1 protein-coding gene is annotated in these 1,641 nt (G+C 51.3%); it reads left to right on the top strand.

The annotated features are described in order from the left end of the window. Positions 1–73: 73 nt before the first annotated feature. Positions 74–1,638, top strand: a protein-coding gene (locus tag ACY2RQ_RS19255) for an IS3 family transposase (protein WP_490114633.1) whose coding sequence is annotated in 2 segments (ribosomal slippage) — positions 74–527 and positions 527–1,638 — 1,566 coding nt in all. Because the reading frame shifts where the segments join, the coding sequence is not laid out codon by codon here. The last annotated feature ends 3 nt before the right edge of the window (positions 1,639–1,641 follow it).

The following is a 1,641-nucleotide window of genomic DNA, read 5'->3' on the forward strand; positions in this document are numbered from 1 at the left end:
CCGCTGTGTCAGGATAGTTGTCCCGGTTACTAATTGATCAATCAAGAGAACAGTGGGCGGTAGATAGGTTATTGTGCCTCGCTATTCTGATGAACGTAAAGCTGCCGTATTGAAGAAGTTGCTGCCACCATTCAATCGCTCTGTTCCTGATGTGGCAAAAGAAGAAAGTATCAGCGAACAGACCCTGTACAATTGGCGCAAGCAGTTAAAAGACAAAGGGTTACCTGTGCCAGGGAACGAACATAATTCTGAGCAGTGGTCTGCCGAAGCCCGGTTTGCCGTTGTCGTTGAAACAGCAACACTTTCTGAAGCAGAGCTGAGTGAATATTGCCGAAAAAAAGGGCTATACCCCCAGCAGGTACATGATTGGAAGCAAGCCTGCGTTTCCGGTGCAGAGCAATTGAGTCAACAAGCCCGACAAGAGAAAAAGCAGGCTAATCACGATCGCCAGCGTATCCAGAAACTGGAGAAAGAGCTTCGCCGTAAAGATAAAGCTCTGGCAGAAGCAGCGGCATTGTTGGTGCTGTCAAAAAAGCTCGATGCCTTCTACGGGATAGACAACGGGGACAGCTAACTCCTGTTGATGAACGTCTGCAATTGCTGACATGGTTCGATGAGGCCACGGCAAATGGAGCTTCCCGCTGGAAGGCAGCAGAGCACGTGTCAGTATCTTTGAAGACACTGAACCGATGGCGCGATGATACTGGCAGGGTACTTCCTGACAGACGACCTGTAGCCGTACGACCTTCACCGTCCAATAAACTGACAGAAGAAGAGGAGCAACGCATTCTGGAGATCTGTAATGACCCCGACAATGCCAGCTTGCCTCCGTCACAAATCGTGCCCACATTGGCGGACAGAGGGGAGTACATTGCTTCAGAAGCGAGCTTCTACCGGGTACTTAAAAAGCATGGCCAGTTGCATCACCGGGGGCGCTCGAAGAAACGATCGAAAAGCAGTAAGCCCACCACTCACATAGCCTCTGGACCAAACCGGGTGTGGTGTTGGGATATCAGTTATTTCCCCTCAAGGGTTCGTGGCCAGTTCTGGTATCTATATATGATCCTGGATATCTACAGTCGCAAAATTGTCGCCTGGGAAATATACGACAAAGAGTCAGGGGAGCTGGCCAGTATCTTGATTAACCGGGCTGTGGTGGCTGAAAAGTGCTCTAAACAACCACTGGTACTGCATTCTGACAATGGGGCGCCAATGACATCGCACACATTCCAGTCCAAGCTGGCTGACCTGGGAATTGTACCCTCCCATAGTCGGCCAAGAGTCAGCAATGACAATGCTTTTGCGGAATCCGTATTCAAAACGGTGAAGTATTGCCCGCAGTGGCCATCCCAGGGGTTTTTAACGCTGGAAGAGAGCCGGGAGTGGATGCTGGCGTTTGTGAGGTTTTACAACCAGGAACATCATCACAGTGCTATTCGCTTTGTAACGCCTGAGCAGCGACATGACGGTCGGGACAAGGCGATACTGGAGCACCGGAAACAGGTCTACAAGAAAGCGCGTGAGCGGCACCCTCTACGCTGGTCTGGAAAGCCCCGGAACTGGGAGCCGGTGGGTTCGGTTGCACTGAACCCGGAACGAGAACCAGAGGTTGCAGGTTGCCTGGAAAAAGCGGCCTAAAAA

Source organism: Parendozoicomonas sp. 209JJ7-1 (genome assembly GCF_058147085.1).